The following is a 24,464-nucleotide window of genomic DNA, read 5'->3' on the forward strand; positions in this document are numbered from 1 at the left end:
CCCGAATACAACGAAGTACTGAGAAAGGTCCGTCATGAAACGACGCGGAATCGCCGTGTCCAGTGCCGTGGTCGCCGTCGCGGCCGCGCTGATCCTCGCCGGCTGCAGCGGAGGTGAGAAGACCGCGTCGCCGTCCGCGAGTGCGACCGCCCCGGCGAACACGGCCACCTCGGCGGTCATGTACAGCTCCAACAACGCGACGACGGTCGGCGTGGTGGTCAAGGCCGCCGCGGCGGTGAGCCCTTCGCTCAAGGTCGAGGCCGTCACCGGCAGCTCCGGACCCCTGCTCCAGCGGATCAAGTCCGAGGCGGGCAAGAACAGCGCCGACGTCTTCTACTCCGCTCCCGCCGACGTGCTCGGTGCGTACGCGGACATGATCGAGCCCTACAAGTCGTCCGAGGAATCGGCGATTCCGAAGGACATCCTCGACCCGAAGGACCGCTGGATCCCGACGAACACGCACATCGTCGCCCTCATGGTCAACATCGACCAGATCCCGGGCGGCGCGGCCCCGGCGAAGTGGTCGGACCTGACGGACGCGAAGTGGAAGGGCAAGATCATCGTCGCCGACCCGCAGCAGTCCACCACCGCGCTCACCGCGCTCTACGGGGCGTACAAGGTGCTCGGCAAGGACGGCTTCCAGAAGCTCTCCGCCAACCTCAAGGTCGCGGCGAACTCGGGCGACGTCTACCCGGGTGTGGCCAACGGCGAGTACGCGGTGGGCATCGGCTACGAGTCGAACATCGCGCCGTACATCGCGGGCGGCCAGGCCGGCGTCAAGATCGTCTACCCCAAGGACGGCACCTTCCAGGAGCAGGACCGCGCGATCCTGATCAAGGGCTCTGCGCACCTCGACGGCGGCAAGCGGGTGATCGACACGATCCTCGCGAAGAAGACCCAGGAGCAGCTGCTGGTGCAGGCGTTCCGCCGGCCGGTGCGCAGCGACATCGACGTGAGCAAGCTCGTCGAGTTCCTCCCGAAGCTCTCGTCGCTCAAGCTCGTGGACATCCACTCGGCTTCGGACGACAAGGGACGCGAGGACTTCCTCACTCTCTGGAAGACCCGCTGAGGAGCCGCCCGACATGTCTTTCGCGGATCACCCCGAGCGCCACGAGTTCGTCGAATTCATCGAGCAACTCGCGGACGCCGCCCGGTCCTTCCTCTCGGGACGGCACGAAAGCGGTCGTTTCGAGACGAAGGAGGACGCCAGCCCGGTCACAGAGTTCGACCGTGGCGTGGAGGGTGCTCTGCGAGCCATGATCCGCACCCGCTATCCGCATCACGGGATCATCGGGGAGGAGTTCCACGCCGAGAATCCCGACGCCGAGTTCACCTGGATCATGGATCCGATCGACGGCACCAAGTCATTCGTGGTCGGGATCCCGGTGTTCACCACGCTGATCGCGCTCTGCCACCGGGGCCGTCCCGTGATCGGGCTGATCGACGCCTCGTCGACCGATGATCGCTGGATCGGCGTGGACGGGCTTCCGACGCGGCACAACGGGAGGACGGTGCGGACGAGCGGACGGACCAGGCTGGACGGCTCGACCGTGTCGTGGAGCAACCCCGAGGTGGTGCTGGAGGAGCACCGCGCCGGGCGCGAGGCGCTCAACCGGCGGACCGCCTGGCGGGTGTTCGGGGCGGCCGCGTACGGGGTGGGCAGGCTCGCCTCGGGCGCTGTCGACCTGGCCGTCGAGAGCGGCACCGTCGGGCCGTACGACATCTGTCCGTTCGTCCCGATCATCGAAGGAGCGGGTGGCGTCGTCACGGACGGCTTCGGCGGACCGATCACGACGACGACGCGGCTGACCTGCGTGGCGGCTGCGACTCGCGAGCTGCACGCCGAGGCGCTGCGGGTGCTGAACGGATGATCCCGTTCGCGCCCGCGGCGCCGCGTGCGGAGGCCGCAGACCCCCCGGCTAGGGTGGTGCTGTGACCAGCACCCCGCCGCTGTACAGCCAGCTCTACGACGCGCTGGTGGATCGGATCCGGTCCGGCGTCTGGAAGGAGGGGGAGCGGCTGCCGACCGAGCAGGCGCTCGTGGCCGAGTTCGGCATCTCCCGCGGCCCCGTGCGGCAGGCGCTCGCCCAGCTGCGGTCCGAGGGGCTCGTGTTCGGCACCCGCGGCGCCCCGCCGCGGGTGCAGCGCGCGGCCCGCTCCCAGTCGTTCGAGACCTTCATCTCGTTCACCGAGTGGGCGGAGGAGATCGGCAGGGTGCCCGGCCAGAAGGTCATCGAGGTGACGCGCCGGCTTGCGGACGGGGATCTGGCCCGTCAGCTGCACGTCGAGGAGGACAGTCCGGTCGTCGCGGTCGTGCGGCTCCGGCTGCTGGACGGGGAGCCGGTGATGATCGAGCGGGGCGCGTACGTGCCCGCCGCCGGCCGGTATCTGCTGGCCGCCGACCTCGAGGTGGACGGCGTCTACCAGACGCTGCGCGGCCACGGGATCCACCCCACCCGCGCCCGCAACGTGATCGATGCGGTCGCCGCCGGTCCGCTCGAGGCGCGATGGCTCGAGGTCGAGGTGGGCAGCCCGCTGCTGCGCGTCTGCCGGACGACGTTCGATCAGAACGGCGAGATCATGGACATCGCGGAGAACAAATACCTGCCGAACAAGGCGACCTTCGCCGTGGAGAACAGCGTGCGCAGCCCCACCCCGCTCACCCGGATGAGCGTGGACGGCGGCGCGACGACGGAGGGCGGAGGCGGAACCGCGATCCCCGCCGAATGGGGATCCGGGTCCTGACGGCGCCCCGTCCGCGCGAGGGAGAACGCCCCGAAGATGCCGAGAAATCACTTCCGGCGTGAGACACCCGTTCAGGAACGATGTTTCATTCCGGATCTGGTTTCTCGCGCGACGACGCGGTGACGGCGTCGCGCGGCACGCGACATCGACATGTTTCGGAAATGTTCGTATTCGTGCACTAAAGCGTTATAGCCTGGGCGCGTGTCCGTGCCTCTCGGGGTGCGGGCCGGTATCGCAATGACGCGCAATCTGGAGGGTGCACATGACCGAGATCGATCGCAGAACATTCCTGACCGTCGGAGGCGTGGGGCTCACGGCGCTCCTCGCGGGCAGCCCGGGCGCGGCCTACGGCGCGACGACGACGCGTGCGGTGGTCGGGGGGACCGCCGCGGCAGCCGGCGGAGCCGCGCCCGTGCCGGCTTCCGGGGGCACGCCTCCCGGCCCGTACACGTTCGGCTGGGCGGCCGACGACCTGCTCGCCTTCGACCCGGCGCAGACACCGTGGGCGCGGCACCTGCGCTGCCTGATCCCACGGGCGACGCGTATCGCGCCGTTCGCCGCAACCCAGGCCCACCCGGACCTCGATCCGGCCGTCCAGCTGTCCACGCTGACGATCGACGACGCCGGCAGCATCTACGAGGGCCACAACCAGCCGATCGGCCTGGAGCCGCAGGTGTACACGCAGCGGTTCTGGCCGTACATCGACATCTGGGGGACCTGGCACGGTCAGGTCAAGGGGTCCGCGCCGATCGAGATGATCGACGGCAAGCGCGCGCCCGGGCGTCCGTACGGCGTCATCGACATCCCGAACCCCGGCTGGACCGAGGCGGCGCACAAGAACGGCGCGCTGTCGATCGGCGGGTGGTTCTGGCCCCGTCCCGTCGCGTTCGACGCGTTCCTCGTGCAGAACGGTGACGGATCCTTCCCGGTGGCGGACAAGATGATCGAGATCCGCAAGTACTTCGGGTTCGACGGGCTGTTCATCAACCAGGAGGGCAGTGTCAGCGCGGCGCAGATCGCGACCTTCAAGGACTTCCTGCGCTACCTCAAGCGCACGGATCCGGACTTCTATCTGCAGGGCTACGACTCCGCGGACTTCGACAAGGGCTTCGTCACATACGAGAACCGGCTCAGTGCGAACAACCTGCGCTGGCTCGGCACGGCGGACGCACCGATGTACGACTCGATCTTCATGAACTACTGGTGGCAGGCGACCACCGGCGGCGCGGACCGCGACCTCTCGAAGAGCGCCGCCTCGGCCGTGGCGGCAGGTCACGACCCGCGCAAGGTCGGGTTCGCGGGCGTTGAGCACCAGAAGGGCGGGTTCCGCCCCGAGGAGGACTTCGGCAGCGTCGCCGGCCCGGGAAAGCCCGCGCCGACCTCCGTCGCCCTGTTCGTGGACTCGCAGATCTGGCTGAACGGATCGTGGAACGGCACGACCTCGACGGTCGAGGGGCGCAGCACCTACCGCGACCTCGAGCAGCGCTTCTGGTCCGGCCCGACAGGCAACCCGGTGTCCTCGGGGCGGCTCGAGCCGCGCACGCCCCCGTATCGCACCGACACGCTGAACTACCGGCAGTGGGACGGCATCGCGCACTGGATCGCCGAGCGCTCCCCGTACGGCGAGCTGCCGATCGCGACGGACTTCAACGTGGGCGTCGGATCGTCGTTCTTCCTCGACGGTGCGAAGGTGCGGGAGACCGGCTGGGACAACATGGGCTGCGCCGACCGGGCGCTCACCTGGCAGTTCTGGACCGAGGAGGGCCTCGCCGTCACCCTGGACGAGTCGGTCAGCTTCGGCAGCGGGCACAGCCTCGCCCTGCACGGCGGAGGGGTGATCCACCTGTTCAAGACGGACCTGACGACTCAGAAGGCGATGGCCGTCGACATCCGCGCGCAGGGGCTGCAGGCGATCGAGGTCGGGATCACCTGGCAGGACGCGCCGTCCGGGATCGACTGGCATGCGCTGTCGAAGTCGGACGCGTCCACCTGGGACACGTGGACGGGCGAGGTCGACGTCCTGGGGCGGCGCATCGCGCGGATCTCCCTGCGCACCGCCGGCGACGGACACCTGGGGAGGGTGTCGCTCCGCGCCGCAGGCAAGCCGCTCAAGCCGGCGCTGCCCACGGCCTTCCAGGTCGCGGACGCAGGCGATGCCGGCAACGGGAGGCGCCATCTCAGCTTCGGGTGGGACCTTCAGTCCGACGCGCTCGGGTACGACGTGCTGCAGATCGGCGATTCCGGTACGACCTGGCTGGGCCGGGTGCATCGGGACGTGTTCTTCGCGGAGGCAGTGGATCCGGCCGCCGGCCGGCAGTTCCAGCTCGTGGCGTTCGGCGCCGACCTGCACCGCAGCGCTCCCGTGAAGGCGACGCTGAGCGTTTAGTCCTCGAACGTCGAAGGCGGGCCCGCAGGGATCCTCCGGGCCCGCCTTTCCGTGTCTCGGGCGGTCAGCGCACGTCGTCGTCGACCCAGTCCATGGACTTGGTGACCGCCTTGCGCCACAGCCGCAGCTGGCGGTCGCGCTCGGCGGCGTCCATCGTCGGCTCCCAGCGGCGGTCCTCCTGCCAGTTGGCCGAGAGGTCGTCCAGGCCCGACCAGAACCCGACGGCGAGCCCGGCCGCGTACGCCGCGCCGAGCGCGGTCGTCTCGGCGACCCGCGGGCGGACGACCGGCACGCCCAGCACGTCGGCCTGGAACTGCATGAGCGCGTCGTTCGCGACCATGCCGCCGTCGACCTTGAGCTCGCCGAGCTCGACGCCGGTGTCGGCGTTGACCGCGTCGAGCACGTCCCGGGTCTGGAACGCCACGGCCTCGAGGGCTGCCCGGGCGAGGTGGCCCTTGTTCGCGAACCGGGTGAGGCCGACGATCGCACCGCGCGCGTCCGGCCGCCAGTACGGCGCGAACAGGCCGGAGAACGCGGGGACGATGTACACGCCGCCGTTGTCGTCGACCTGTCGGGCGAGCTCCTCCACCTGGCCGGCCGACTCGATGATGCCGAGCTGGTCGCGCAGCCACTGGATGAGGGATCCGGTCACCGCGATCGAGCCCTCGAGCGCGTAGTGCGTCGGACCGTCGCCGAGCTTGTAGCCGACCGTGGTGAGCAGGCCGTTCGCGGAGTGGATGATCTGCTCGCCCGTGTTGACGATGAGGAAGCAGCCCGTGCCGTAGGTGTTCTTGCTGTCGCCGGCGTCGAACGCGGCCTGGCCGAAGGTCGCCGCCTGCTGATCGCCGAGGATCCCCGCGATCGGGGTCTGCCGCAGCAGCGAGGAGTCCTCCGCGGTGCCGTAGATCTCGGAGGAGGATCGGATCGCGGGCATCATCGCGCGCGGCACGCCGAAGTCCGCGAGGATGTCGTCGCGCCACTCGAGTGTCTCCAGATCCATGAACATGGTCCGCGAGGCGTTCGTCACGTCGGTCGCGTGCACCCCGCCCTGCGCGCCGCCGGTGAGGTTCCAGAGCACCCAGGTGTCGGTGGTGCCGAAGAGCAGGTCCCCGGCCTCGGCCCTGGCCCGCGCGCCCTCGACGTTCTCCAGGATCCAGGCGATCTTCGTGCCGGAGAAGTAGGTCGCGAGCGGCAGCCCGACGATCGGCTTGTACCGCTCGACGCCACCGCCGGCCGCGAGCCGGTCGACGATCTCCTGGGTGCGGGTGTCCTGCCAGACGATCGCGTTGTGCACGGGCTCTCCGGTGGTCCGGTCCCAGACCACCGCGGTCTCGCGCTGGTTGGTGATCCCGACCGCGGCGATGTCGTGCCGGGTGAGATGCGCGCGGGTCAGGGCGAGGCCGATGACCTCCTGCACGTTGGCCCAGATCTCCGCGGCGTCGTGCTCGACCCAGCCCGCCTTCGGCAGGATCTGCCGGTGCTCCTTCTGCCCGGTCGAGACGATGCGGCCCGCACGGTCGAACACGATGGCGCGGCTCGAGGTCGTGCCCTGGTCGATGGCGAGGATGTGGTCGGCCATGTGCTGTTCTCCTTCGAAGAGCAGTCCGCCCGTGACGCGACGGGTGCGTCGTTCAGGCTAGCGACGGGCGGACGCCGCGAGGGAGAGTCCGTGCCGGGTGTCGAGCAGATCCCTGGTGGATTCGACCTCGCGCGCGACCCGGGCCGGATCCCAGCCGAGCAGCGGCCCGAGAGCGTCCGCGATCTCCTCGAGGAACCGCTCGCTCACCGCGCCGGTGAACGCGAGGTCGGTGCGGCGCAGGATGACGTCCTCGAGGCGGACGACGAGTTCGTTCTCGACCATCCACTCCAGCTCGCGGGTGGACAGGTCGCCGCCGGCGAGCGGCGCGTCCGGCCCCTGCTCCACGTGCCGCCAGACGTCGGCCGCGCGCGTCCCGTAGCGGACCAGCAGCGTCTCGGCGCGCTCGCCCGCGCCGCCCAGGTGCTGTGCGATCCAGGTCGCCCGGGCGGCGTCTCCGACCGGGTAGTCCCGGCCGCCGCCGATCGCCCGGCCGGCCGTGGACACCACGCGGGTGCGCCCCAGGATGCCGAGGATCCGGTCGGACATCGTCTCGCCGAGCGCACGGAACGTCGTCCACTTGCCGCCGACCAGGCTGAGGTGCGGCACCGCGCGGCGGGAGTCCACCTCGATCCGGTAGTCGCGGGAGACGAAGCCGGGCGCGGTGTCCTCGTGCCGGGGGAGCGGACGGATCCCGCTGAACCGGTACACGATCTGATCGCGGTGCACGGGGATGCCCGGGAACACGTGGCGCACGAGGGCGAAGAAGTAGTCGACCTCCTTCTCGGTGCACAGCGGCACCTCGCGAGGATCCGCATCGATGTCGGTCGTGCCGACGAGTACGCGGCCCTTCAGGGGGTAGATCAGCACGATCCTGCCGTCGGAGTGCTCGAAGAAGATCTCCCGGCCCGCGGTCGCGGCCAGCAGCTCGGGGTTGTCCAGCACGATGTGCGAGCCCTTCGTGCCGCCCATGAAGCGGGTCAGCCCGCCCAGCCTCTCGTTGGTGAGGTCGGTCCACGGGCCGGACGTGTTCACCACGACGTCGGCCGCGATCGCGAACTCGGCGCCGCTCTCGCGGTCGCGCACGAGGACCGCCTCGCCGTCGCGGCCGATCGCCTCGACGTAGTTCAGCGCGTGCGCGCCGGGGTGCGCGTCCCGCCCGTCCTGCAGCACGTCCAGGGCGAGCCGCTCCGGGTCGTGCATGGAGGCGTCGTAGTACGTCGCCGTGTAGGCGATCCGCGGGTCGAGCGCGGGCAGCGCCGCCAGGGACTTCTTCCGCCCGACGAAGCGATGCCTCGGCACGGTGCCGCCGGCGCGGGAGAACAGGTCGTAGATGGTGAGGCCGACCTTGATGAGGACGGCCCCGCGCTCCTGCGGCTTGGTGGACCGGTGCCGGAGGAAGCGCAGCGGCGCGGCGAGGATCCCGGAGAACGTGGAGTAGATCGGGATCGTCGTCTCGAGCGGCTTCACGTAGTGCGGGGCGATGCGGATGAGGCCGTTGCGCTCGGTGACCGACTCCTTCACGAGACGGAACTCGCCGTTCTCGAGGTACCGGATGCCGCCGTGGATCATGTGGCTCGATGCGGACGAGGCGCCGGAGGCGAAGTCGCCGCGCTCGACGAGCACCACGTCGACGCCCTGCAGCGCCAGGTCGCGGAACGTCGAGATCCCGTTGATCCCGCCGCCGATCACCAGAACCGTCGTGCGGCCCGACTCGCGGACCTCGGTCACCTCGGGGCGTTCAGCGGCGGTGCGGGTGTCGTCGGCCATCGTCGTCTCTCTCCTTCCGGATGCTCACAGCATTCCACGGACGCGCCGGTGCAAGGGCGTGCCGGCGTCATGCTGCCGCCGAGACCGGATCCGCTCAGAGCGTCTCGGGCCCGGACCGGAACTCCCGGATGAGGTGCTCGACGACCGCGTGCAGATCGCCGTCGTGCGCGTCCGCGACGGCCAGCTGCCGCTGGTAGCTGGCGCCGTCGCGCAGGATGTCACCGACGCGGGCGAACTCCGAGGTGCAGCGCAGGTCCGCGGCCACCGGCGCCAGGCGCTCCAGCGTCTCGGCCAGGTGGTCGCGCACCGAGCACTGGGTGCCGTCGGCCGCGACGATCACCTGGGCGTCGAGCCCGTAGCGCGCCGCCCGCCATTTGTTCTCGCGGTGGAACCAGGGCGGCAGCACCCGCAGCGGACGGTGTTCGTCGAGGTCGCGGGAGAACGACTCGACCAGGACCTGGGTGAGGGCGGCGACCGCCGCGAGTTCGGACAGCGTCGACATGCCGTCGCACGCGCGGACCTCGACCGTACCCCAGCGCGGGGCGGGGCGGATGTCCCAGCGCACCTCGGTGGCGTCTGCCATCACGCCGGTGCGCACCATGTCCTCGAGGTAGGACTCGTACGCCGCCCAGTCGGGCAGCGGCCAGGGCAGTCCCGCCGTCGGCAGCTGCTGGAAGACCAGCGCGCGGTTGGACGCGTAGCCCGTGCGCTCCCCGGCCCAGAACGGGCTCGACGCGGCGAGGGCCTGCAGATGGGGGAGATAGGAGGTGAGCGCCCCGATGATCGGCAGCGCCTTGTCCCTGTCCTCCACGCCGACGTGCACGTGGATGCCCCAGATCATCATGTTCCGGCCCCACCACTGCGTCTTGTCGATGAGCGAGTGGTAGCGGGTCTTGTCGGTGACCTCCTGGTCGTACCACTGCGCGAACGGGTGACTGCCCGCGGAGAGCAGTTCGATGCCGGCCGGATCCGTGGCCCGCCGGACCGCGGCGATCGCGGCCGCGATGTCGCCCACGGCCGCGGCGACATCGGATCCGATCCCGCTCGTCACCTCGATCGTGTTGGTCAGCAGCTCGCCGGTGACGGTGTGCCGCTCGTCCGCGCTCGCCGTCTCCAGCACGTGCAGCAGCTCGGGGGCGCGGCCGACGAGATCGCCGGTGGCAGGGTCCGCCAGCATGAGTTCCCACTCCAGCCCCACGGTGGAGCGCGGCGACGATGCGAACTCGATCGGCATGGCGGCCTCGTTTCGGGTGCGGAAAACCGATGGCCAATGATGACATGACCCGGGGTGGACCGGGGTCTACTATGTGCCGTATGACGCTGTACTACCAGGGCGTGGCATGAACGCGGCCACGGGGATCCTTGTTCCGGCCGAGAGTCTGCGCGAGCAGGTCGAGCGCACGATCGCGGCGCGCATCGTGTCGGGGGAGTCCCTCCCGGGCGAGGTTCTCACCGTCCCGACGCTCGCGGGCGACTTCGGCGTGAGCGCGACACCGGTCCGCGAGGCGATGCTGAACCTGGCCCGGCGGGGGTTCCTGCAGCCGATCCGCAATCGCGGCTTCCAGGTCACAGAGGTCTCCGCCGACGAGCTGCGCCAGCTCAGCGACGTGCGGATCCTGCTCGAGGCGCCGCCGATGCGCATCGTCGCCGGGAACGTCGGCCCCGAGCTCGAGCAGGAGCTGCGCGCGCTCGCCGCGAGGATCATGCAGGCCGCGCAGGAGGGCCGGTTCGAGGAGTATCTCGAGTCCGACACCGCGTTCCACCTGCGCATCCTCGAGGCGACCGGCAACGCGAAGCTCGTCGACGTCGTGCGCGAGCTGCGTCAGCAGACCCGGCTCGTGGGTCTCGTGCATCTCGCGGAGACCGACGCGCTCATGCCGAGCGCGCGCGAGCACGGAGAACTCGTCGACCTGCTGGTCGCCGGTGACGGCCCGGGAGCGGAGGCGCTCATGCGACGCCACATCGGCCATGTGGGCGGCCTGTGGAGCGGTCTGGCCGAGGACTGACGGGCCCTTCCAGGGCCGTCGTCGCGCCGCTCCGGCGTCCGGTGGGATTCGGGCTCGTCGGATCCGTCCACTTTGGGGTAATATGTCACGTAGTACAAGGAGGTGACGGATGCGGATCATCGTGATCGGCGCAGGCGCGGTCGGCGCCGCGTGCGCTCTCGCACTCACCGAGGCGGGTGCCGAGGTGGTCGTGATCGACCGCGTCGGCGTGGCGGGGGAGACCTCCAGCCGCTGCGAGGGGAACATCCTCGTCTCCGACAAGGAGCCCGGTGCCGAGGCCCTCCTCGCGATCGAGGCGAACCGCGCCTGGCGAGCACTCGCGTCCCGTCTCGACGATGACCGCGTCCCCGGGCAGCCGGCGACCGAGTTCGAGGCCAAGGGCGGCATCGTCGTCGCCTTCGGGGCCGGCGCCGGTGCGCTGGGATCCTTCGCGCAGTCCCAGGGCGGGATCGGGATCCGCACGGAGCGGCTCGACGAGGACGCCCTGCGCGCCGCCGAACCGCACCTCACCCCGGAGGTCTCCTTCGGGGTGCACTACCCGGACGATGCCCAGGTGCAGCCGAGTCTCGCCGCGCAGGCGATGCTCGCCCGCGCCCGTCACCTCGGCGCCGCGCTGCGGATCGACGAGGTCGTCGCCGGCGTCGTCACGGGCGACCGGGTGACCGGCGTACGCACTCGCTCGGGCCTGATCGAGGCGGACGCGGTCGTCAACTGCGCGGGCCCCTGGGCAGGCGAGGCGGCCGCGCTGTTCGGCGCCGAACTCGACATCCGACCGCGCCGCGGCACGATCCTCGTCACGGCGGCGATGCCGCAGCGCGTCTTCCACAAGGTGTACGACGCCGACTACGTGAGCGCGGTCGGATCCGGCGACGCGGCGCTGCAGACGTCGACCGTCGTGGAGTCCACCCCGTCCGGGACGGTGCTGATCGGATCCAGCCGCGAACGCGTCGGCTTCTCCGACGAGGGCCTGCTGGCGCCGCTCTCCGAGATCGCCGCCAAGGCCACCCGGCTCTTCCCGTTCCTCGAGGACACGATGCTTCTGCGCACCTACTTCGGCTTCCGCCCCTTCGCCCCGGACCACCTGCCCGCGATCGGCGCCGACGCGCGGATCGCCGGCCTGTTCCACGCCGCCGGGCACGAGGGTGCCGGGATCGGGCTCGCTCCGACGACCGGTGAGCTCATCGCGCACGCCGTGCTCGGCACGCCGGCGCCGCTCGACCCGACCCCGTTCCTGCCCTCCCGTGCGACGTTGCAGGGAGTCCCCGCATGAGCGTCCGCATCACCGTGGACGGCGAGACCGTGCAGGGCGTCGACGGGCAGACCATCGCCGGAGTGCTGCTCGGCGCGGGCCGGCGCACCTGGCGGACCGCCGCGGGCGCCGAGCGCGGCATCTTCTGCGGCATCGGCATCTGCCAGGACTGCGTGCTCACCGTCAACGGGGTGGAGGGCGTGCGCGCCTGCCAGCGCCCCGCGGTCGACGGCGACGTCATCGTCTGCGAGGTGCGCGCATGACCGCCGCGAAGACCTCTTCCCGCCGGATCGTCGTGATCGGCGCAGGCCCCGCCGGGCTCGCCGCCGCCGCGGCCGCCGTCCAGGCCGGGGCCGACGTCACGATCGTGGACGAGGGCGAGCATGTCGGCGGCCAGTTCTGGCGCCATCATCCCGCGCTCACCGATCCCCGGCTGCAGCACCAGCTCGGCCGGTTCGGCGCGCTGCAGGAGGCTCTCGCCGACGTGCGCGTGCTCAGCTCGACGAGCGTCTGGCGCGTCGAGCCGTCCGAGCCGGCGCGCGTGCACGTGCTGACCGGACCGGTCGACGCCGCGGACCGCCGCGGCGAGACGCTCGAGGCGGACGCCGTCGTCGTCGCCACCGGCGCGCACGACCGGGTCCTGCCCATCCCGGGCTGGACGCTGCCGGGCGTGACCTCGGCGGGCGCCGCGCAGGCCCTGGCGAAGCGCGACGGCGCCTCCCTCGGGACGCGCACGGTCGTCGCCGGAGCGGGCCCGTTCCTGCTGCCGGTCGCGCAGAGCGTCGCCCGCGTCGGCGGCGAGGTCGCCGAGGTCGTCGAGGCCGCGAGCACCAGCGCGATCCTGCGCGGCTGGGGCCGTCGCCCGTGGGAGCTCACCGGAGCCGCGGGCAAGGCCGGCGAGCTCGGATCGTACGTCGCGACCCTCGTCGGCACCCGCACCCCGTACCGCTTCGGGAGCGCGGTGACCCGCATCCACGGCACCGCTTCGGTCGAGGCGGTCACCGTGCAGCGGATCGACGCGGACTGGCGCCCGATCCCGGACACCGAGCGGATCATCGAGTGCGACGCGGTCGCGCTCGGCCACGGCTTCACGCCGCGCCTGGAGACGGCGATCCAGTTCGGCTGCGCCATCACCGCCGAGCGCTTCGTGCGCGTCGACGACCAGCAGCAGACCAGCGTCCCCGGCGTCTTCGCCGCGGGCGAGATCACCGGGATCGGCGGCGCCGACGCAGCCCTCGCGGAGGGCGCGGTTGCCGGCCTCGCCGCCGCCGGCGTTCGGGGCGCCGACCTGCGCTACCGCGCGCCGCTCGCCGCCCGGCGCCGGATGCGCGCGTTCGCGACCCGCCTCGGCACGCACCGGATCGGATCCGGCTGGACCGCCTGGCTCGAGCCGGACACGCTCGTCTGCCGCTGCGAGTCCGTGCCGGTCGCCCGGCTCCGCGAGTACGCCGAGGCGTCGTCGCGGGGCATGCGGCTCGCCACCCGTGCCGGCCTCGGCGCCTGCCAGGGCCGCACCTGCGGGCGCAGCGTCGAGGACATCCTCGGCACCCACGAGGGCGCGGGCTTCGACCGGCGCCCCGTGCTCTCCTCGGTGCGGATCGGCGAACTCGCCGCCGTCCGCGACCGCCCAGAAACCCCCGAAACCTCCACACTCCACGACCCCTCTTTCAACAAGGAGCAGTAATGACCGAGCAGAACATGGACCTGGGCGGCGTCGTCGTCGCCACCACCCTGGCGTTCAAGGAAGACGCCTCGGCCCCGGCCGGCCTCGCCGTCGACTACGACAAGTTCGGCGAGCACGTCGACTTCCTGATGTCGAACGGCTGCCGCGGCGTCGGCCCGAACGGATCCCTGGGCGAGTACTCCTCGCTCACCGACGAGGAGCGCCGCAAGGTGATCCAGGTCGCCGTCGAGGCCGTCGACGGTCGCGGCATCGTGATCGCCGGCGTGCACGGCGTGGGCAGCCACCAGGCGCGGAAGTGGGCGGAGCTCGCCCGCGAGGACGGCGCGGACGGCGTGCTGCTGCTGCCGCCGACCCTCTACCGCGCCAACGAGGGCGAGGTCATCGCGCACTTCGAGGAGGTCGCGAAGGCGGGCCTGCCGATCATGGCGTACAACAACCCCTACGACACCAAGGTCGACCTTGTCCCGTCGCTCGTCGCCAAGCTCGCGCAGATCCCCGAGGTCGTCGCGATCAAGGAGTTCTCCGGCGACGTGCGCCGCGTGTACGAGATCAAGGAGCTCTGCGACATCGACATCATCGCCGGTGCCGACGACGTGCTCTTCGAGCTCATGGTCAACGGCGCGGTGGGCTGGTTCGCCGGCTACCCGAACGCGTTCCCGCGCGAGGCGGTCGAGCTGTACAACCTCTGCAAGGACGGCAACTGGCACGAGGCCAAGGCGCTCTACGAGCAGCTCGTCGCCGTGTTCCGCTGGGACTCGCGCACCGAGTTCGTGCAGGCGATCAAGCTCTCGATGGACATCTGCGGCAACTCGTACGGCGGCCCGACCCGCCCGCCGCGTGGCCCGCTCTCGGACGAGCAGCGCGCCCAGGTGACCGCGGACACCGAGCGCGCCCTCGCGGCCCTCGCCACCCGTCGCGCGGCGGTCGTCTGATGCGCGGGCTGCCCTGGGCCGAGTATCGAGGCCGTCGACTCCCGCTCGTGACGGGAGCACGCTGATGCGCGGGCGCCGGGTGATCCAGGCGGTCGACTCCCACACCGAGGGGATGCCGACGCGCGTCGTCACCGGTGGCGTCGGCCGGATCCCCGGCGCCACCATGAACGACCGTCGCCTGTACGCGATGGAGCACCTCGACCACCTGCGCGGCTTCCTCATGAACGAGCCGCGCGGGCACGCCGCGATGTCCGGCGCGTTGCTGCAGCCGCCGGCGCGGGACGACGCCGACTGGGGCGTGGTGTTCATCGAGGCGTCCGGGTTCCTGCCGATGTGCGGGCACGGCACGATCGGCGTCGCCACGGTGCTGGTCGAGACCGGGATGGTCGAGGTCACCGAGCCGGTGACCGAGATCCGCCTCGACGTGCCCGCCGGGCTCGTCATCGCCCGGGTGTCCGTCGAGGACGGCCGTGCGGTCGACGTGACGATCGAGAACGTGCCGAGCTTCGTGGACCGCCTCGATGAGCGGATCGACGTGCCGGGGATCGGCGAGATCACGTACTCGGTCGCGTTCGGCGGCAATTTCTACGCGCTCGTCGACCTCGACGAGGTCGGCCTGCCGTTCGACCGTGCACGTCAGGACGACATCCTCCGCGCCGGCCTCACCATCATGGACGCGATCAACGAGCAGGCGCCGCCCGTGCACCCCGTGCTCGAGGGCGCGAACCATGTGCATCACGTGGAGTTCATCGCTCCGGGATCCGACGCGGTCCGCTCGCGGCACGCGATGGCGATCCACCCGGGCTGGTTCGACCGGTCGCCCTGCGGCACCGGCACGAGCGCGCGGATGGCCGAGCTGCACGCCCGCGGCGAGCTCGCCCTGGACACGCCGTTCGTGAACGAGTCGTTCATCGGCACCGAGTTCACCGGGCGGGTGATCGCCGAGACCACGGTGGGCGACCGCCCGGCCGTGATCCCCACCATCACCGGACGGGCCTGGGTCACCGGGCTTGGCCAGTACATCCTCGACGAGAACGACCCGTTCCCCGAGGGATTCGTCTTCTGACAGAGGGAAGCATGACAGACACCACGATCTCCGAGAAGACCGTCGCCGAGGTCGCCGCCGCGGCCGCCGGGGCCGCGCGCGCGTTCGCCGCGACCGCCCCGCGCGAGCGCGGGGCGGCGCTCGTCGCCGTCGCCGACGCCCTGGACGCGCACGCCGCCGAGCTCATCGCGATCGCGATGCGCGAGACCGGGCTCACCGAGGCGCGGCTCACGGGGGAGCTGAAGCGCACCTCGTGGCAGCTGCGCCTGTTCGCCGACACCATCGTCGACGGCGCCTACCTGGACGCGCGGATCGACGCCGCAGACCCCGAGTACGTGATCGGCCCCCGGCCCGACGTGCGGCGCGTGCTCGAGCCCGTCGGCCCGGTGCTGAACTTCGCCGCGTCGAACTTCCCGTTCGCGTTCTCCGTGGCCGGAGGAGACTCCGCCGCCGCCCTCGCCGCCGGCTGCCCGCTCGTCGTCAAGGCGCACTCCGGGCACCTCGAGCTGTCCCGTCGCACGGCCGAGGTCGTCACCGCGGCGCTGGCCGGCGCGGGCATGCCCGAGGGCGTGTTCCAGCTCATCGAGGGCCAGGCGAACGGTGTCGAGCTGCTGAAGGACGAGCGGATCCGTGCGGGCGCGTTCACCGGATCCACCCACGTGGGCCGGCTGCTCGCCGACATCGCCGCGTCCCGACCGCGTCCGATCCCGTTCTACGGCGAGCTCGGCAGCGTCAACCCGGCGTATGCGACCTACGCGGACCAGGCTCTGCTCGACGGCTTCGTCGCCTCGGTCGCCGGATCCGCGGGGCAGCTGTGCACCAAGCCCGGCTTCCTGTTCGTCCCCGAGGACGCGGACCTGACCTCCGTCCCGGCGGCGGCCGGCGCCGTCGCCGAGCACCGGCTGCTCAACCCCGGCATCGGGCGGGCGTTCGCCGGACGCCGGGACGCCGTGCTGGGCGCCCCCGGTGCCACCGTGCTGTCGGCCGGCGAGATCCGCGAGGACGAGGCGGGCCAGCGCTACGCCACCCCGACCGTCGTCGCGGTCGACGTGGACACCCTGCGCGCGCACCAGGAAGAGCTGCTCGAGGAATCGTTCGGACCGCTGTCGATCATCGTCCGCTACACCGACGCGGCCGTGCTGCCCGAACTGCACCGCGACCTGTTCCCGGGCAACCTCACGGCGACCGTGCACGCCCGCCCCGAAGAGCTGGCCGACGGATCGCTCGCCGACCTCGTCGACGCCCTCGCCGACACGAGCGGCCGCGTGCTGTTCGGCGGCTGGCCCACCGGCGTCTCCGTGACGCCCGCGATGCAGCACGGCGGCCCGTACCCGGCGACGACCAGCGACGCCACGAGCGTCGGCACCGCCGCGATCACCCGGTTCCTCCGCGGCGTCGCCTACCAGAGCGCGCCGCAGGAACTGCTGCCCGCACCCCTGCGCGACGACAACCCCTGGGGTGTGCCGCAGCACCGCAGCGCCGCCGGCGGATCCACCGAATGGGGATCCTTCGCCCGCTGAATCCACGACGGACACACGAACAAGCCCCGCGTTCCTGCGAACGCGGGGCTTGTTCGATCTCGCCGGTCAGTCGACGGCGACGCCGCCGAGGATCACCGCGGCCCGGGCGTCCTGCTCCCAGAGGGCGGAGGGCTCCGCGAGCGGGTCGGCGGTCAGCAGCACCGCGTCACCGTGCGCGCCGACACCCAGGTGCCCGATCGCCGGGTCGCCGATGAGCGCCGCGTTGACCGCGGTCATCGAACGCAGCGTCGCCGCCGCGCCGCTCGCCTCGACCTGCAGGCGCACGCCGCAGAGCTGGTCGTCCTCGAGATCGCCCATCAGGTCGGTGCCGAAGCCGACCTGCACGCCGGCGGCGTGCGCGAGGCGCACCGCCTCCTGACCCTGGGAGAGCACCTCGGAGTTCTTCGCGAGCGAGATCGCGTTCAGCCCGATCTCCGCGCCGCGGCGGTCCATCGCGTCGTAGGCGGCGAGCGTGGGCACGAGGAACGCACCGGCCTCGGCCATCAGCGCGGCGGTTTGGGCGTCGATGAGGTTGCCGTGCTCGATCGAGCGCACCCCGTTCTCGATCGAGTGCCGCACAGCCTCGGAGGAGTACGCGTGCGCGGCGACGTAGCTGCCGCGGCGGCGCGCCTCCTCGACGACCGCGCGCAGCTCCTCGGGCGAGTACTGCGGGATCCGGATCGGGTCGGTGAGCGAGAACACCCCGCCGGAGGTCATCACCTTGATCGCGTGCGCGCCGGTGCGCAGGCGCTCGCGCACCGCCACGCGGAGGGCGTCCACGCCGTCGACGACCTCGCACATGTGCCCGTGGCTGAAGCAGATGTCCACATGCGCCGAGCGGGCGTCGCCGTGACCGCCGGTCTGGCTCAGCGCGGGCCCGGTGAAGTGGTAGCGCGGGGACGGGAACAGCCCGGCGTCGATGGCACGAGCGAGGCCGATGTCGCCGCCGGCGACGTCGCGGACCGTGGTGAAGCCGCGGCGCAGCGCCTTGCCGAGCCGGAGCGTGCCGTTGATCGCCGTGTAGCTCAGCGGTCCGCGCTCGTTCTCCAGCCCGTCCATGCTCGTGGCGTACGCGTGGAAGTGCGCGTCGATGAGGCCGGGGATCAGCCAGCGGCCGGAACCGTCCACGGTCGGCGTCGCATCCGCCGGATGCTCCGCGATCCGTCCGTCCACGATGTGCACGTCCCGTGCGGCGAAGCCGGAGCCGTCCCAGACCTGGGCGCCGGTGATGGTGAGCGAATCCGTTCGCATGCTGTCTCCTCGATCGATTGGGGGTGGGCGGGATCAGCGCAGGCTGAAGCCGGAGGGGAGTGGGTCGCCGGCGTCGAGTTCGAAGGTGCAGGATCCGACCCGGTGCGCCTGGCCGCGCACTTCGGGGATGACACCGTCCGCGGTCCGCGCGGCGACACGGGCGAGGAACCGGGTGCCGATGATCGAGTCGTGGGTCAACTCCTCGCCGTCGCCCAGCGCACCGGTGGCCGCGAGCAGGGCCACCCGGGAAGCGGTGCCGGAGCCGCACGGGCTGCGGTCGACCTCGCCGTCCGCGAAGACGGTGACGTTGCGCTGCCAGGGGCCGCGATCGGTGCGGCCGAGGTCGTCGAACAGGATCGTGCCGTACACGCCCGACAGGCGGTCGTCGGCTAGCTGCGCGTCCGGGTGGTCGTTCAGCGCCCACTTGATCTCGCGGCCGATCCGGATGAGGTCGGCGGTGTGCGCGGGCTCGACGGACAGGCCGACCGCCGAGGCCGGCAGCGTCGCGTAGACCGCGCCGCCGAACACGAGGTCGACGTCGACCGTGCCGAGCGATGTCTCCAGAGCGATCCCGCGGCGGAGCACCCGCGACTCGACATTGCGGAACACGACGTCCTGGATCCGCCCGGCCTGCTGCCGCACGATCGCTTGCACGCGCCCGCTCGGCACGTCGATCGTGACGGTCGTCTCGCCGTCGGGGTCCGCGGGCACCCGCCCGCTCCGCACGGCCCAGGCGCCGAGCGCGATCGTGCCGTGCCCGCAGGCGGTGGAGAAGCCGTCCTTGTGCCAGAACAGCACGCCGAAGTCGGCGCCGTCGTCGTCGGGCGGGGTGAGGAAGCCTCCGTACATGTCGTCGTGGCCGCGCGGTTCCAGGCAGAGGAAGCGGCGCACCGCGTCGGCGTCCCCGCTCATCGCGTGCACCCGCCGCTCGGCGACCGTGGCACCCTCGGTGGGAACTCCCTCGACGATGCGGAACGGCTCCCCGGCGGTGTGCCAGTCCTCGGTGGTCCAGATCATGGGTGGTCCTGTCGGTCGGGCGAACGGGTCAGACGGCGCGGGCGGCGACCGCGAGGTCCTGCCATCCCATGCCGCAGGTCTTCACGATGCGGGGTCGGTCGGTGGCGGGGGAGACCCGCCCCGTGAACAGCTCGTGCATCGTGACCAGGGACGTCGGATTCAGGGCACCGGCCTCGACGGCGCGGATGACGTCGCCCGCCTCGGAGAGCGCGACGCGGCGGCTCTCTACGATCACCTGGGAGCGGCTGAGCAACTCGGCGGGCAGCTCCGCCTTCTGCGGCTCGTGCGAGCCGACCGCGACGATCGCCGCGTCCGCGCGCACCTCGGCCGAGGTGAACAGCGGCTCGGACGCCGTCGTGGCGCACACCACGAGGTCGGCGCGGGCGAGGTCGGCGGGGGAGCCCGCCGCGACGTCCGCGTCGGGGGCGAACACGCGAGCCTGCTCGGCCGCCGCGGCGGCGCGGCCACGATCCCGGCCCACGATCCGGACGCTGCGCAGGGCGCGGATCGCGGCGAACGCCTCGACGTGGCGCACCGCCTGCGGGCCGGATCCGAAGACGACGAGATCGCCGGCGTCGGGGGAGGCGACGGCGTCGATCGCGGCGGCGGAGACCGCGGGCGTGCGCAGCGAGGTGAGCGCGGTGCCGTCCAGGACGGCGGTCGGGGCGAGGGTCTCGCCGTCCAGCAGCACGTACACGGCCTGGATCCGCTCCAGCCCCTGCGCCGGGTTGTCCGGCGCGACCGAGGCGAGCTTCTGGCCGACGAGCCCGCCGAACGCGGCGGGCATGAGCAGCAGCTGACCACGCGGAACGTCGAGGATCGTCCGCGGCAGATCCTGCTCGGGATCGAAACCGTCGGCGAGCACGTCGCGGATCGCGCCGATCGCGGCGGGCATGCCCACCCGTGCGGCGAGGTCGGCGGCGGAGATCAGGGTGAGGTCGGCGATGACATCGGGCATCCCTCCACGCTACCGGTAATATGTCACGTGGTACAAGCGCGGGCCGGTATGAAGAACGCACCGATCGTGTCGTTTCGCGGGACGGCCGCCGATCTGGCAGAATGGACAGCTGGATCGCCGCTCGACCCTCTATCCGGCCGCGATCCACCCTTAGAGCTTCCACCGGGTGTGCACCCCACGCTTCTGGTGATCAGTTCGTCTTCCTTCCACACCATTCAGGAGAATCGTGGCTGTCAAGATCCGTCTCAAGCGCCTGGGCAAGATCCGTGCGCCGTACTACCGCATCGTCGTCGCCGACTCGCGCACCAAGCGCGACGGTCGCGTGATCGAGGAGATCGGCAAGTACCACCCCACCGAGGAGCCCTCGTTCATCGAGGTCGACTCCGAGCGGGCGCAGTACTGGCTGTCCGTCGGCGCTCAGCCGACCGAGCAGGTCACCGCCATCCTCAAGATCACGGGCGACTGGGGCACCTTCAAGGGTGAGAAGGACGCGAAGTCCACGCTCAAGGTCGCCGAGGCCAAGGCCGAGTTCACGGCCGACACCGCCAAGAAGTCGGTCATCAAGCCCAAGGCCGAGAAGAAGGCGGAGGCTCCCGTCGAGGAGACCGCCGCTGAGGCTCCCGCCGAGGACGCAGCGGACGCTGCGACCGACGCGGAGTAATCCGTCGTGCTGGCTGCCGCGCTCGAGCACATCGTCTCGGGGATCGTCGATCACCCGGAGGATGTCACCATCACCGCCACCTCGTCGCCCCGCGGCGACGTCCTCGAGGTGCACGTGCACCCCGACGACCGGGGGCGTGTGATCGGGCGCGGCGGCCGCACCGCAAAGGCTCTGCGCACGCTCATCGCCGCTCTCGCGGACGGACGTCGCGTCCGCGTCGACGTCGCGGACGACTGAGCGTGGCCGCCAACGAGCGCACCGGGGGTCGGAACCAGCTGCGCGTCGGCCGTCTCGTGAAGGCGCACGGCCTCAAGGGCGCGCTGAAGCTGGAGCTGTACACCGACGACCCGGCCGGGCGGTTCGTGCCCGGCGCCGCGTTCACGTTGCAGGTGCCCGAGGCATCTCCGTGGCACGGCAAGACCGTCACGGTCCGCGAGTACCGCGTCATGAACGGCAGCTCCGTCGTCTTCCTCGACGGCGTCGACGACCGCACCGCGGCCGAGGGCCTCGTCAAGGCGATCCTGTGGATCGACCAGGACGACGCCGAGGAGCCCGAGGACGACGCCTGGTACGACCACCAGCTCACCGGGCTCGACGTCGTGCGCGACGACATCGTCGTCGGCCGCGTCGTGCGCATCGACCACCTTCCCGCGCAGGATCTGCTGATCGTGCGCCCCGTCGGCGGATCCGCCGACGCCGAGGTCATGGTGCCGTTCGTCTCGGCCATCGTGCCGACCGTGGACATCGCCGCCGGCCGCATCGTGGTCACCCCGCCGGCCGGGCTCTTCGAGGAGCTCGCCGAGGAGGAGACCCCCGCCGAGGCGGAACACGGCGAGCAGGACGCGCCCGGTGCGGATTGACGTCGTCTCGATCTTCCCGTCGTACTTCGACGGGCTGACCCTCTCCCTGCTCGGCAAGGCGCAGGACAGCGGTCTGCTCGACCTCGCCGTGCACGACCTGCGCGACTGGACGAGCGACCGGCACCGCACGGTCGACGACACGCCGTACGGCGGCGGGGCCGGCATGGTCATGAAGCCCGAGCCCTGGGGTCTCGCGCTCGACCAGCTCGCCGGTTCGGTCGCTGAGCCGGTCGACGGGTCGTCCCGGCCCACCATCGTCTTCCCCTCGCCCGCGGGCGAGGTCTTCCGGCAGTCGACCGCGCGCGAGCTCGCCGGCCGCGAGCACCTGATCTTCGGCTGCGGCCGCTACGAGGGCATCGACGAGCGCGTCTTCGAGGAGGCCGCCGGCCTCGGCGAGGTGCGCCTGATCAGCCTCGGCGACTACGTCCTGAACGGGGGAGAGGTCGCCGTGATGGCGATGGTCGAGGCCATCGGCCGGCTCATCCCCGGTGTCGTCGGCAACCCGGAGAGCCTCGTCGAGGAGTCGCACGAGGACGGCCTGCTCGAGTACCCGTCGTACACGAAGCCGTCCGTATGGCGCGACCGCGAGGTGCCGCCGGTGCTGCTCAGCGGCAACCACGGTGCGATCGCCGCGTGGCGCCGCGAGCAGCAGCTCGAGCGCACCCGCCGGCGCCGCCCCGACCTGCTCGCGGACTGAGCGACCCGGTCCCAGAGCGGATCCGGACCCTGAGCGGATCCGGTCCCTGAGCCTGTCGAAGGGCCCGGATCCTCGGCGGACGCTTCGACGGTCTCAGCGACCGTGCGGCAGATCCGCCGAGGGCCTACGCGACGCCGAGGAAGCTGCGGTCGGTCAGCACGATCGGGCCGTCCTCGGTGATCGCGACCGTGTGCTCGGAGTGCGATCCGCGGGAGCCGTCGACGCTGCGCAGCGTCCAGCCGTCCGGATCCGTGACGAGTTCGTCCGTGGTGGCGAGGAACCACGGCTCCAGCGCCATCACGAGCCCGGCACGGAGCGGGAAGCCGCGGCCGGCCCGGCCGTCGTTCGGCACGTGCGGGTCGCCGTGCATGATCCGGCCGACGCCGTGGCCGCCGAAGTCGGTGTTGATCGAATAGCCCTGACCGTGCGCGACCTCGGCGATCGAGGCGGAGATGTCCCCGATCCGGTTGCCGACCACGGCCGCGGCGATCGCCGCGTCCAGCGCGCGCTCGGTCGTGTCGATGAGCCGCAGATCCTCCTCGCGGGGCGTGCCGACCACGAAAGAGACCGCGGAGTCGGCCACCCAGCCGTTCACGGACACGGCGAAGTCGAGGGAGACGAGGTCACCGTCGCGCAGCGTGTAGTCGTGCGGCAGGCCGTGCAGCACCGCGTCGTTCACGGAGGTGCAGATGACCTTGCCGAACGGGCTCGCGCCGAAGGAGGGGTGGTAGTCGATGTAGCAGGACTCCGCGCCGGCCTTGCGGATCATGTCGTGCGCGCGGCGGTCGATCGCGAGGAGGTTGGTCCCGACCTTGGTCTCGTCGCGCAGGGTAGCCAGGGTCTCGGCCACGAAGCGGCCGGCGGCGCGCATCTCGTCAATCTCGGCAGGGGTGCGCAGTTCGATCATCGGAAGTCCTCTCGTCGGATCCATTCTCCCGCACGGCGGCGCCCCGGACGCTCACAGCGAACGCCCGGCCGGCGCCCGAGCGGCCGGACGTACGATCGCGATATGTGGATCCGGCGCGCCTTCTTCTCCTGGCTGTTCCCGGCGGCGGTCGTGCTCCCGCTGTGGCTGCTCGTCGGCTGGGGAGTCTTCCAGAGCGGCGGCTGGGCGTTCCTCTGGGTGCTGTTCATCGCGATGCCCTCCGTGCTGCTCGGCGAGCTCGCGATCGCGTTCCTCGTGCGGGCGAGGGCGACCGTGCGGGCGGCCAGGGCCGTGTCCTGGCAGGACGTCGGCGGCATCGCGATCTGGCACGCGCTGACGATCGCGGTCGGGTTCTTCCCGGGCGCATTCGGATGGATCCTCACCGGCGCGATCGTCGCCTTCCTCGGCGTGTTCTGGTCCACGCTCTGGCAGCTCGGCCGGGAGTCGGCGGCGGCGATCCGGCGGGCGATGGACCCCGATCCCGCAGGCAGGACGACCTCGGCGCCGGCGGAGCCGGTCGATCCGTCCCGCGCGCCGATGCGGGGTCGCGTGATCGTGATCAACGAGAGCCCTGCGCCGGGCGGCGGCGCGCGCACCTGACCCGCGACGCGTTTTGGCGCAACCCCGGATCCATGGCAAAATGGTTCCTTGTGCCGTGACCAGGCTCTGCCCCAGGGGAGCCCACGGACGCCTCGCGCGCCGTTCGGCACACATATTCTCATCCCTTCCTGACATGCATGCGACCTGAGGCGAGTGCAGAGAGAGACGATCATGCAGATCCTCGACGCCGTCGACGCGGCTTCGCTCCGCTCCGACATCCCCGAGTTCTTCCCCGGCGACACCGTCAAGGTGCACGTCAACATCATCGAGGGCAACCGCTCCCGCATCCAGGTCTTCCAGGGCGCCGTCATCGGCCGCTCGGGCGACGGCGTGCGCGAGACCTTCACGGTCCGCAAGATCAGCTTCCAGGTGGGCGTCGAGCGCACCTTCCCGGTGCACTCCCCGGTGATCGACCACATCGAGGTCGTCACCCGTGGTGACGTGCGCCGCGCCAAGCTGTACTACCTGCGCAACCTCCGCGGCAAGAAGGCGAAAATCAAGGAGAAGCGCGACGCGCGCTGACCCGCAGCCTTGTGAAAGCGCCCCGAGACACGTGGTCTCGGGGCGCTTTTCTCATCTCCG

General features: G+C 71.4%; 24 protein-coding genes. 17 read left to right on the plus strand and 7 right to left on the minus strand.

Annotated features, from left to right (window positions below; translation table 11 throughout):
- The first annotated feature begins 34 nt into the window (after window positions 1-34).
- The 4 genes from RBR11_RS04840 (at window position 35) to RBR11_RS04855 (ending at window position 5,131) form a co-directional block, all read left to right on the plus strand.
- A complete protein-coding gene (locus tag RBR11_RS04840) occupies window positions 35-1,069 on the plus strand; it encodes an ABC transporter substrate-binding protein (protein WP_308488169.1) in 1,035 nt (344 codons plus the stop codon).
- A 13-nt stretch (window positions 1,070-1,082) separates the two neighbouring features.
- Window positions 1,083-1,871 (plus strand): inositol monophosphatase family protein, encoded by a 789-nt coding sequence (locus RBR11_RS04845; RefSeq protein WP_308488170.1) that lies wholly within the window; start codon window positions 1,083-1,085, stop codon window positions 1,869-1,871.
- Between the two features lie 61 nt (window positions 1,872-1,932).
- Entirely contained in the window at window positions 1,933-2,745 is an 813-nt protein-coding gene (locus RBR11_RS04850) for a GntR family transcriptional regulator (RefSeq protein ID WP_308488171.1), read from the plus strand.
- A gap of 262 nt (window positions 2,746-3,007) precedes the next feature.
- A complete protein-coding gene (locus tag RBR11_RS04855; RefSeq protein ID WP_308488172.1) occupies window positions 3,008-5,131 on the plus strand; it encodes an endo-beta-N-acetylglucosaminidase in 2,124 nt (707 codons plus the stop codon).
- A gap of 64 nt (window positions 5,132-5,195) precedes the next feature.
- Here RBR11_RS04855 and glpK read toward each other — a convergent pair whose 3' ends face one another.
- The 3 genes from glpK to RBR11_RS04870 all read right to left on the minus strand — a co-directional run bounded on the left by glpK (window position 5,196) and on the right by RBR11_RS04870 (window position 9,711).
- A complete protein-coding gene (gene glpK, locus RBR11_RS04860; protein WP_308488173.1) occupies window positions 5,196-6,710 on the minus strand; it encodes a glycerol kinase GlpK in 1,515 nt (504 codons plus the stop codon).
- 57 nt (window positions 6,711-6,767) lie between these two features.
- The gene (locus RBR11_RS04865; protein ID WP_308488174.1) at window positions 6,768-8,477 is read right to left on the minus strand and encodes a glycerol-3-phosphate dehydrogenase/oxidase; all 1,710 of its coding nucleotides are present in this window, start codon (window positions 8,475-8,477) and stop codon (window positions 6,768-6,770) included.
- Between the two features lie 94 nt (window positions 8,478-8,571).
- Window positions 8,572-9,711 (minus strand): glutamate--cysteine ligase, encoded by a 1,140-nt coding sequence (locus RBR11_RS04870; RefSeq protein WP_308488175.1) that lies wholly within the window; start codon window positions 9,709-9,711, stop codon window positions 8,572-8,574.
- Window positions 9,712-9,817: 106 nt separating this feature from the next.
- Here RBR11_RS04870 and RBR11_RS04875 point away from each other — a divergent pair, with 106 nt between their 5' ends.
- From RBR11_RS04875 to RBR11_RS04905, 7 genes are all read left to right on the plus strand, one after another.
- Window positions 9,818-10,483, plus strand: a complete 666-nt coding sequence (locus RBR11_RS04875; RefSeq protein WP_308488176.1) for a GntR family transcriptional regulator — start codon at window positions 9,818-9,820, stop codon at window positions 10,481-10,483.
- Between the two features lie 109 nt (window positions 10,484-10,592).
- Complete coding sequence (locus RBR11_RS04880) at window positions 10,593-11,753, plus strand: NAD(P)/FAD-dependent oxidoreductase (RefSeq protein WP_308488177.1); 1,161 nt, start codon at window positions 10,593-10,595, stop codon at window positions 11,751-11,753.
- A complete protein-coding gene (locus RBR11_RS04885) occupies window positions 11,750-11,995 on the plus strand; it encodes a (2Fe-2S)-binding protein (protein ID WP_308488178.1) in 246 nt (81 codons plus the stop codon). The genes RBR11_RS04880 and RBR11_RS04885 overlap by 4 nt, the downstream gene beginning before the upstream one ends.
- A complete protein-coding gene (locus RBR11_RS04890; protein ID WP_308488179.1) occupies window positions 11,992-13,416 on the plus strand; it encodes an FAD-dependent oxidoreductase in 1,425 nt (474 codons plus the stop codon). Before RBR11_RS04885 ends, RBR11_RS04890 begins: the two co-directional genes overlap by 4 nt.
- A complete protein-coding gene (locus tag RBR11_RS04895) occupies window positions 13,416-14,348 on the plus strand; it encodes a dihydrodipicolinate synthase family protein (RefSeq protein WP_308488180.1) in 933 nt (310 codons plus the stop codon). The genes RBR11_RS04890 and RBR11_RS04895 overlap by 1 nt, the downstream gene beginning before the upstream one ends.
- A 64-nt stretch (window positions 14,349-14,412) precedes the next feature.
- On the plus strand, window positions 14,413-15,414 hold the full coding sequence (locus tag RBR11_RS04900; RefSeq protein ID WP_308488181.1) for a proline racemase family protein: 1,002 nt from the start codon (window positions 14,413-14,415) through the stop codon (window positions 15,412-15,414).
- 11 nt (window positions 15,415-15,425) lie between these two features.
- Window positions 15,426-16,913, plus strand: a complete 1,488-nt coding sequence (locus tag RBR11_RS04905; protein WP_308488182.1) for an aldehyde dehydrogenase family protein — start codon at window positions 15,426-15,428, stop codon at window positions 16,911-16,913.
- 66 nt (window positions 16,914-16,979) lie between these two features.
- Here RBR11_RS04905 and RBR11_RS04910 read toward each other — a convergent pair whose 3' ends face one another.
- From RBR11_RS04910 to RBR11_RS04920, 3 genes are read right to left on the minus strand one after another with little or no spacing between them, the layout of a single operon-like run.
- Entirely contained in the window at window positions 16,980-18,164 is a 1,185-nt protein-coding gene (locus RBR11_RS04910) for a metal-dependent hydrolase family protein (protein ID WP_308488183.1), read from the minus strand.
- Between the two features lie 33 nt (window positions 18,165-18,197).
- Window positions 18,198-19,181 carry a proline racemase family protein gene (locus RBR11_RS04915; protein WP_308488184.1) on the minus strand — a complete coding sequence of 328 codons (984 nt, stop codon included), beginning with the start codon at window positions 19,179-19,181 and terminating at the stop codon, window positions 18,198-18,200.
- Between the two features lie 28 nt (window positions 19,182-19,209).
- Entirely contained in the window at window positions 19,210-20,139 is a 930-nt protein-coding gene (locus RBR11_RS04920; RefSeq protein WP_308488185.1) for an ornithine cyclodeaminase family protein, read from the minus strand.
- A gap of 226 nt (window positions 20,140-20,365) precedes the next feature.
- On the opposite strand from RBR11_RS04920, the gene rpsP reads away from it, so the two are divergent.
- The 4 genes from rpsP to trmD are packed head-to-tail and all read left to right on the plus strand — an operon-like array spanning window position 20,366 to window position 22,357.
- Entirely contained in the window at window positions 20,366-20,800 is a 435-nt protein-coding gene (rpsP, locus tag RBR11_RS04925; RefSeq protein WP_308488186.1) for a 30S ribosomal protein S16, read from the plus strand.
- A 6-nt stretch (window positions 20,801-20,806) separates the two neighbouring features.
- Window positions 20,807-21,037, plus strand: coding sequence for an RNA-binding protein (locus RBR11_RS04930; RefSeq protein WP_308488187.1), 231 nt, complete (start codon window positions 20,807-20,809; stop codon window positions 21,035-21,037).
- Window positions 21,038-21,039: 2 nt separating this feature from the next.
- Window positions 21,040-21,660 (plus strand): ribosome maturation factor RimM, encoded by a 621-nt coding sequence (gene rimM, locus RBR11_RS04935; RefSeq protein ID WP_308488188.1) that lies wholly within the window; start codon window positions 21,040-21,042, stop codon window positions 21,658-21,660.
- Window positions 21,650-22,357, plus strand: a complete 708-nt coding sequence (gene trmD / locus RBR11_RS04940; RefSeq protein WP_308488189.1) for a tRNA (guanosine(37)-N1)-methyltransferase TrmD — start codon at window positions 21,650-21,652, stop codon at window positions 22,355-22,357. Before rimM ends, trmD begins: the two co-directional genes overlap by 11 nt.
- Window positions 22,358-22,481: 124 nt before the next feature.
- On the opposite strand, the gene map is transcribed toward trmD, so the two are convergent.
- A complete protein-coding gene (map, locus tag RBR11_RS04945; RefSeq protein WP_308488191.1) occupies window positions 22,482-23,264 on the minus strand; it encodes a type I methionyl aminopeptidase in 783 nt (260 codons plus the stop codon).
- Between the two features lie 102 nt (window positions 23,265-23,366).
- On the opposite strand from map, the gene RBR11_RS04950 reads away from it, so the two are divergent.
- Window positions 23,367-23,882 carry an MFS transporter permease gene (locus RBR11_RS04950; protein ID WP_308488192.1) on the plus strand — a complete coding sequence of 172 codons (516 nt, stop codon included), beginning with the start codon at window positions 23,367-23,369 and terminating at the stop codon, window positions 23,880-23,882.
- 171 nt (window positions 23,883-24,053) lie between these two features.
- The gene (rplS, locus tag RBR11_RS04955; protein ID WP_308488193.1) at window positions 24,054-24,404 is read left to right on the plus strand and encodes a 50S ribosomal protein L19; all 351 of its coding nucleotides are present in this window, start codon (window positions 24,054-24,056) and stop codon (window positions 24,402-24,404) included.
- Window positions 24,405-24,464 lie beyond the last annotated feature (60 nt).

Origin of the sequence: Microbacterium capsulatum (genome assembly GCF_030865425.1) — a bacterium.
In the GTDB taxonomy this organism is placed as follows: domain Bacteria; phylum Actinomycetota; class Actinomycetes; order Actinomycetales; family Microbacteriaceae; genus Microbacterium; species Microbacterium capsulatum.

Coding starts and splice junctions, on each gene's coding strand:
- RBR11_RS04855 (WP_308488172.1), top strand. CDS start 3,008: ATGACCGAGATCGATCGCAGAACATTCCTGACCGTCGGAGGCGTGGGG.
- RBR11_RS04910 (WP_308488183.1), bottom strand. CDS start 18,164: ATGCGAACGGATTCGCTCACCATCACCGGCGCCCAGGTCTGGGACGGC.
- RBR11_RS04890 (WP_308488179.1), top strand. CDS start 11,992: ATGACCGCCGCGAAGACCTCTTCCCGCCGGATCGTCGTGATCGGCGCA.
- map (WP_308488191.1), bottom strand. CDS start 23,264: ATGATCGAACTGCGCACCCCTGCCGAGATTGACGAGATGCGCGCCGCC.
- rplS (WP_308488193.1), top strand. CDS start 24,054: ATGCAGATCCTCGACGCCGTCGACGCGGCTTCGCTCCGCTCCGACATC.
- RBR11_RS04920 (WP_308488185.1), bottom strand. CDS start 20,139: ATGCCCGATGTCATCGCCGACCTCACCCTGATCTCCGCCGCCGACCTC.
- RBR11_RS04865 (WP_308488174.1), bottom strand. CDS start 8,477: ATGGCCGACGACACCCGCACCGCCGCTGAACGCCCCGAGGTGACCGAG.
- RBR11_RS04915 (WP_308488184.1), bottom strand. CDS start 19,181: ATGATCTGGACCACCGAGGACTGGCACACCGCCGGGGAGCCGTTCCGC.
- RBR11_RS04880 (WP_308488177.1), top strand. CDS start 10,593: ATGCGGATCATCGTGATCGGCGCAGGCGCGGTCGGCGCCGCGTGCGCT.
- RBR11_RS04900 (WP_308488181.1), top strand. CDS start 14,413: ATGCGCGGGCGCCGGGTGATCCAGGCGGTCGACTCCCACACCGAGGGG.
- RBR11_RS04870 (WP_308488175.1), bottom strand. CDS start 9,711: ATGCCGATCGAGTTCGCATCGTCGCCGCGCTCCACCGTGGGGCTGGAG.
- RBR11_RS04845 (WP_308488170.1), top strand. CDS start 1,083: ATGTCTTTCGCGGATCACCCCGAGCGCCACGAGTTCGTCGAATTCATC.
- RBR11_RS04905 (WP_308488182.1), top strand. CDS start 15,426: ATGACAGACACCACGATCTCCGAGAAGACCGTCGCCGAGGTCGCCGCC.
- RBR11_RS04875 (WP_308488176.1), top strand. CDS start 9,818: ATGAACGCGGCCACGGGGATCCTTGTTCCGGCCGAGAGTCTGCGCGAG.
- RBR11_RS04840 (WP_308488169.1), top strand. CDS start 35: ATGAAACGACGCGGAATCGCCGTGTCCAGTGCCGTGGTCGCCGTCGCG.
- RBR11_RS04895 (WP_308488180.1), top strand. CDS start 13,416: ATGACCGAGCAGAACATGGACCTGGGCGGCGTCGTCGTCGCCACCACC.
- RBR11_RS04950 (WP_308488192.1), top strand. CDS start 23,367: ATGTGGATCCGGCGCGCCTTCTTCTCCTGGCTGTTCCCGGCGGCGGTC.
- glpK (WP_308488173.1), bottom strand. CDS start 6,710: ATGGCCGACCACATCCTCGCCATCGACCAGGGCACGACCTCGAGCCGC.
- RBR11_RS04885 (WP_308488178.1), top strand. CDS start 11,750: ATGAGCGTCCGCATCACCGTGGACGGCGAGACCGTGCAGGGCGTCGAC.